The organism is Shewanella sp. 4_MG-2023 (genome assembly GCF_030548015.1).
Taxonomy (GTDB): domain Bacteria; phylum Pseudomonadota; class Gammaproteobacteria; order Enterobacterales; family Shewanellaceae; genus Shewanella.
The window spans coordinates 22,852-29,443 of sequence record NZ_JAUORL010000043.1 but is presented as its reverse complement, the minus strand read 5'-3'; the positions used below and the strand labels follow the sequence as shown (position 1 = coordinate 29,443).

At 42.1% G+C, this 6,592-nt stretch carries 4 protein-coding genes; 3 read left to right on the top strand and 1 reads right to left on the bottom strand.

What is annotated here, in order from left to right; all coding sequences use genetic code 11:
- Window positions 1–421: 421 nt before the first annotated feature.
- Window positions 422–1,483 carry a polysaccharide lyase family 7 protein gene (locus Q4546_RS17765; RefSeq protein WP_102440716.1) on the bottom strand — a complete coding sequence of 354 codons (1,062 nt, stop codon included), beginning with the start codon at window positions 1,481–1,483 and terminating at the stop codon, window positions 422–424.
- Between the two features lie 443 nt (window positions 1,484–1,926).
- On the opposite strand from Q4546_RS17765, the gene Q4546_RS17760 reads away from it, so the two are divergent.
- From Q4546_RS17760 to Q4546_RS17750, 3 genes are all read left to right on the top strand, one after another.
- Entirely contained in the window at window positions 1,927–3,129 is a 1,203-nt protein-coding gene (locus Q4546_RS17760) for an ammonium transporter (protein WP_102440715.1), read from the top strand.
- 302 nt (window positions 3,130–3,431) lie between these two features.
- Window positions 3,432–3,854 (top strand): hypothetical protein, encoded by a 423-nt coding sequence (locus Q4546_RS17755; protein ID WP_102475665.1) that lies wholly within the window; start codon window positions 3,432–3,434, stop codon window positions 3,852–3,854.
- Window positions 3,855–4,271: 417 nt separating this feature from the next.
- Complete coding sequence (locus Q4546_RS17750; RefSeq protein WP_303446748.1) at window positions 4,272–6,587, top strand: TonB-dependent siderophore receptor; 2,316 nt, start codon at window positions 4,272–4,274, stop codon at window positions 6,585–6,587.
- The last annotated feature ends 5 nt before the right edge of the window (window positions 6,588–6,592 follow it).

Genomic DNA, 6,592 nt, shown 5'->3' with positions numbered 1-6,592 from the left:
GTTTTGTATAGATAAGAGGCCGGTTGTTTATATCGATAAGCAACTGAATAGCGCAGCTGTTGAGGCAAATGTTTAACTATTTTGTATAGATAAGAGGCCGGTTGTTTATATCTATAAGCAACTGAATAGCGCAGCTGTTGAGGCAAATGTTTAACTATTTTGTATAGATAAGAGGTCGGTTGTTTATATCGATAAGCAACTGAATAGCGCAGCTGTAGAGGCAAATGTTTAACTATTTTGTATAGATAAGAGGTCGGTTGTTTATATCGATAAGCGACTGCTTGGCGCAGCTATTGAAGCAATGAGTCCTGAATCAGGGTTAAAATTAATAATTAACGCTACAAAAAAACGCCCAATGACAATGCATTGGGCGATATAGCTAACGGCGATTTAACGCCATTAAAGATCAATAAAATAGCGGTTACTGATTAAGCTCTAGCTCATAGAAGCTTGCTTGAGCATAGTCACCGGCTTCCATACCACGCCACTCACAGTTTGAGCTGCTGGCTTTGGTATTACATTGATTGTAAACACCGGCTTTGTAGTACATCCAATCAGCTTGGTATCCTTGGTCAACTTCGTGACCTTGGTAATTACCTTCTGCTAGGTTCACATCAAAGGTTTTAACGATTTCGTTTGCTTCACCAGGATTTTTGGTGAAAGTAAGCTTCATGATGTCACCTTCAACATTCACTTCATAAGAGAATATTTCTCCTAGACGGATACCATCTTGTGGATCGTCATGGTGCTCACGTAGGTTGTAAGTGCCGAATACATTATGGCGAATATCTTTACGTAGCTTCTTGCCGTTACTATCTCTGGCATCTTGTAACTCTGGTATTGGATTTAGCTCATAGTTCCAAGACAGTGAACCAAATTCGTGACCTGGCAGCTTACGATATAAGATTTTTAATGGCTCGTTATCAGAACCATGAATTTGGCCAATAACCACTGCAAAGGCATTGTTCTTGCGGTATTCACCACTGGTACTGACTTGATCAACTGCCAATGTAGCTTTCAGTTGGCCGCCAATTGCGCCGTACTCGCTTGCATCTGGGTGAGAGGCAATTACAAAATTGGTTTTTGGATCATCGTATTTTTCAGCCAACATGCCGCGTAATTCGCTACGGGTGTTTTTACTATTTGGCGTTGTAGGCGCTTCATTTGGTGCAACAAAAACCAAGGCACCGGTTTTAGGGTCGGTATAAAACCACTCAGGGTGAACGTAAGGGGTTTGGGTATTACCAAGGTCGTGGCGATTAATCTCTAAGGCTTTGCCTTTACGCGAGCCTTCTGTAGTTAGCTCAGGAAGGGTGATTTTCCATTTTGTTAGGTCAAAGTTTTGTGCTGGCGCTTTAGTCGCATCAAGATTGTATTTAGTGAGATCGTAGTTGAACTCTTTTTTTACTTGTGGAGCCGGTGAGGTCGCGGAGCAACCTGCAAGAATAGCAACCGCTAGTATACTAAGATGGAGCTTTTTCATTGTTTTTACCCTTAGGATTATCTATATTTCATTGCTTAAGAATACTACAGTATTATTGTATTACAAAAGTGTGATCGAGATAGGGAAATGAATTTATTGCTGCACAATTAAGCTAACTTTGTGCACTATTTGAGGTTTAGCCGTGCTGTCAGTGGTTTTCACTGTAAAAATATTGATATCAAGCATGGGTTTGCACCAGTGAGTGGCGGTTAGTTTGTTGAGTGATCCACAGTGGTGCAACCCTTGTTATTTAATATTGCTTTAGCGACTAGCTAATCGTTATTTATGCACTTATTTAGGGCGTAATTGGTGCTATTTCACCTTATTCATCAATGTCTTGCACCTTACTGGTACAAATTAGTATGACAAAACCTTAATAACGGAATAATTCTTGCTTTTGTAAGTCCCTGAATTTAATAAAAGAAAAACTTATGGGGATAAGCATGGATAACATTAGTGATGCAATTAGCGTCATGGCACAAAGTGCAAATACATTATTTATCTTACTTGGTGCCATTATGGTGCTGGCAATGCATGCGGGTTTTGCCTTTTTAGAAGTCGGTACTGTTAGGCATAAAAACCAAGTGAACGCGCTGGTTAAAATCTTAACTGATTTTGCTTTTTCAGCGCTGGCGTACTTTGTCATTGGCTACCAAATAGCATATGGCAGTCACTTTTTTGTCAGTGCTGATGCGCTAACGGCTAATAACGGCTACGAGCTGGTTAAGTTCTTTTTCTTACTCACCTTTGCAGCAGCAATCCCTGCCATCGTATCGGGTGGCATTGCCGAGCGCGGCAGTTTTAAACCTTTCTTATTAGCATCAGCTTTGATCGTGGCGTTGGTATACCCACTGTTTGAAGGCATGATTTGGAATGGTAACTTTGGTTTTCAAACTTGGTTAAATGACACCTTTGGCGCTGAGTTCCATGACTTTGCAGGCTCGGTAGTGGTACACGGTATGGGTGGCTGGTTAGCGCTGGTGGCGATATATGTATTGGGCTCTCGCCAAGGCCGTAAACCGGGTGTGGCATTTGCACCCTCTAATATTCCGTTTCTGGCACTCGGTTCATGGATACTGATTGTCGGTTGGTTTGGCTTTAATGTTATGTCAGCGCAAACCCTTGATGGCATTAGTGGCTTAGTGGCGGTAAACAGTTTAATGGCCATGGTTGGCGGCACCATTATCGCGTTGATTGTCGGTAAAAATGACCCTGGTTTTATCCATAACGGCCCGCTTGCAGGCTTGGTGGCTGTGTGTGCTGGTTCTGACTTAATGCACCCAGTAGGGGCATTTATTGTTGGCGGTGTGGCCGGTGGTTTATTTGTGATGGTGTATACCCGTTTACAACGCAGTACTAAAATTGATGATGTATTAGGCGTTTGGCCATTACATGGTTTATGTGGTGTGTGGGGCGGCGTTGCTGCAGGCATATTCGGTCAGCAAGCTTTTGGTGGATTAGGTGGCGTAAGCGTAATGTCTCAAGTGGTTGGCACTGTCGCTGGGGTTGCCGTGGCGCTTATTGGTGGTTTTATTGTGTATGGCGTCGTCAATAAAATCTCTAGCTTACGTTTAAGCCAAGAAGATGAATTTATTGGCGCTGATCTAGCGATCCATAAGATTGGTTCTACCAACTCAGATAAATAGTCTGTTACGCACTAATAGCGGCATAAATCTAGCGGCATAAATCGCTTTGGTGAGTAATACTTTAATTAAGGCGCTAATAGGCGCCTTAATTGATCTTATTGCTATATTTGATGAGTCTCATGTATTGTCGATGTTAGTTGTGGTTTATAAAAAGCACGCTACGGACACTAAACAGGCCTGTGTTTCTGGTAAACTCAGCTTACTTAGTTGCTAAAGCGTTAGCTCGTAACACATTCGTTCTTGAAACAGTTAATCAGATCGGTTTAAAACTGTTTTTAAATTTTGCTTAAAAGGAATCTCCCATGCGCACATCATTAACCTTATCTGCATCTATCGCTGCTTTATTACTTGTTCAAGGCTGTAATGAGCAAGTTGAACCACAATCTGAGCCAGCACCAGCAGTGGTAAAAGCAGCCCCTGTAGAAAAAACGGCTGAAATGGAAAAACCTGATACTAGCTCTGAAAAAGGGATCGCTATGCAACAAGGGACTGTAAGATATTTTGATCTTGAAGGTGGATTTTGGGGCATTTTAACTGACGATGGTCAGCAAATTCTGCCAAGTAACTTAGCAAAAGAATATCAAAAAGATGGTTTACGTTTGAGCTTTAGTGCCGCTGAAGTGACTGACATGATGACGATTCAGCAATGGGGTATTTTATCGACCCTAAGCAATATTGAAGTTATCGGTCAGGTGGAAAGTAAAGGTGGTAACCCACTTATCTAGTTCTTTAACTAGAACTAGGCTTAGGTCTTTTTAAGACTAGTTTGCTCAGCTTATAAAAATAAGCTTATTTTTTACAATGGGTTGATCTATAACAGGTCAGCCCATTTTTATTGCTGCCGCTTTAATTATTCGCCGCTTTAATCAATACCCCTCTTGAATTAATACCTTCTTTAATCAATGTCTTGTTTAGTCAATGTCTTGTTTAGTCAATGTCTTGTTTAGTCAATGTCTTGTGTAATCCGTAAGTTGTTGCGTGGGACTTGCTAACACAGTTGGTTCAGCAAAACGTCTCACATCACTAAATTTACAATTTAAACACTAATGTAAATGATAATGGTTTCTATTTACATTGTTGTTGCCGCTTTGTTAGTATCGCCTCCTAAATTAGTTGGTTCTAACAAAAGGATTGTTTTTAATATGAAATCTCGCTATCACACGTCGTTATCCCTAGGTGCAAAAGCCGTTGCTACCGCCTTGTTTTTTAGTGGCGCTCCTGCCTATGCTGCTGAAGTAGAAACTGAAGCTTGCGATAAAAGCGAAAATATTGAATGCCAGTCACAAGAAGCCATCGAGCGCATTGAAGTCCACGGGGTGAAAAGTTCGGTGTATTTTTACGATACATCAGGGGATAAACGTCGCGTTGCCGATCTAGTTGATACCCCACAAATGATCACGGTACTGACTCAAGATCAAATTCAAGAATCTGGCTTAACCGATTTAAAAGATATTTTGTCTACCCAAGCGGGTGTGACCTTGGGCACCGGTGAAAACGGTAATGCTTTTGGTGATCGCTATATTATTCGTGGCCATGAAGCCCGCAGTGATGTGTTTGTTGATGGTTTGCGCGATCCGGGCATGACCACCCGTGAAAGTTTTGCCACCGAACAAGTGGAAATAACCAAAGGCCCAAGTTCAACCTTTGCTGGACGCGGATCATCAGGCGGTGCCGTTAACAGTGTCACCAAAAAAGCCTCAACTGCTTATAACTTTGGCCGCGTTGATGCCGCAGTCGGTACCGATGATCACACTCGTTTTACTGTTGATTATAACGTGCCGCTAACTGAAGATGTCGCGCTGCGAATTAACGGCCTGATTGCCGATGAAGATAAGCCGGGCCGTGAAGGCATTAGCTCAGAAAGAAATGGTGCTCAATTGTCTTTAGTGTATGAAGCGACTGATGCTTTGTCATTTATCGCCGATGGTTACTACATGAAGGCCGATGATGTGGCTGATTTAGGTAGCTACTTTGACCAAGATACTCGCAAGCCAATCGAAGATATTCCAGTTTATGCTCAAGATTCTGACTTTCTCAGCTCTGATGTCAGCACGTTTACCTTGCGTACCGAATATGACATTTCAGACAGCTTAACTTTCTACAATGCTACTCGTATTGGTCGCACTGAAAATGGCTATATAACTACGGGTATGAGTGGCACTAATCGCGCAGCCAGCGATGTTGACGCGCCGGGGGCTGAAACCTTAACCATTAGCACCCATCAAGGACGCCAAGATGTTGAATACTGGAACACTCAGTTCAACTTATTCTGGAATACCGATATTTTAGGTATGGAGAATAAGTGGGTATTTGGACTCGAATATAGCGATGAGTCAGTGGATAACGGCTTGTATGATATCGTCAATAATAACGCCACTAATTGTATCGTCGATGGCCGCAGCGGCGAGTCTGGTGCTTACTGTATTATTGATGGTAATGGCGATGAAGTTGATAATATCGACCAGCTGATGGGCCGTACTTATTCAAAAGGGGCATCTGATGCCATATATAACATCGAAACCATCTCGGCTTACTTCATGGATACCGTGGCAATCACCGAAGAGGTAGAACTCTTTTTCGGCTTCAGACAAGATAGCTTTGATTACACCAATGACACTTCAAGTAGCCGTAATGGTGATATTTTATATGACTATTCCGACAGCATGTATAACGGCCATGTTGGCTTAGTGTATAGCCTGACAGAAGCAGGCAATATATACGCCAGCTACAGTACCGCGACTAACATCAATGGCGGTGAGTCAGACCTTGGCGCAAGTTGTGGTTATGGTGGACTTTGTGGCACACCTGAGCAAGTACTGGCAGCGGATCCTGAATTGGTTGAGAATATTGAGCTTGGTACTAAATGGATGCTGTTTGACGATAGCGTGATGTTTTCTGCCTCGGTATTCCAAATCACTAAAGATGATGTAATGGAAAGTGTAGGTGATAGCTATTCAACCTTAGGTAGCCTCAATACCGGTAAAAACCGTGTTGAAGGGATTGAAATTGGCATGGTGGGTAACATCACTGATGCCTTTAGTATTCAGCTTTCAGCGTCATTAATGGACTCAGAAGTACTCGAATCATTTAATGAAGACTATATCGGTAAAAAACTGAGTAACTTTGCTGACGAAAGTGCCTACTTACAACTTAGATATGAGATTAATGACATGTTTGTCATTGGTGGTGGTTACACTTATCAAGGTAAAATGTACGGTGGACAACCTGATACTGCAGCAGGATATGATACTGAAAATGGCCGTTACAGCATAGAAGTACCCGCTTACCAAGTGGTGAGTTTATTCGCTAATTACAATGCCACTGAAGACTTAACCTTCCGCGTTAATGTTGGCAACGTATTAGATGAAGAATACTGGACTGCAGCATATCGTTCAGGGTCATTTATGTACCTAGGTGATGCAAGAAATGCGAATTTAACTGCCACATATGAATTTTAATTAAA

Coding starts and splice junctions, on each gene's coding strand:
- Q4546_RS17765 (WP_102440716.1), bottom strand. CDS start 1,483: ATGAAAAAGCTCCATCTTAGTATACTAGCGGTTGCTATTCTTGCAGGT.
- Q4546_RS17760 (WP_102440715.1), top strand. CDS start 1,927: ATGGATAACATTAGTGATGCAATTAGCGTCATGGCACAAAGTGCAAAT.
- Q4546_RS17755 (WP_102475665.1), top strand. CDS start 3,432: ATGCGCACATCATTAACCTTATCTGCATCTATCGCTGCTTTATTACTT.
- Q4546_RS17750 (WP_303446748.1), top strand. CDS start 4,272: ATGAAATCTCGCTATCACACGTCGTTATCCCTAGGTGCAAAAGCCGTT.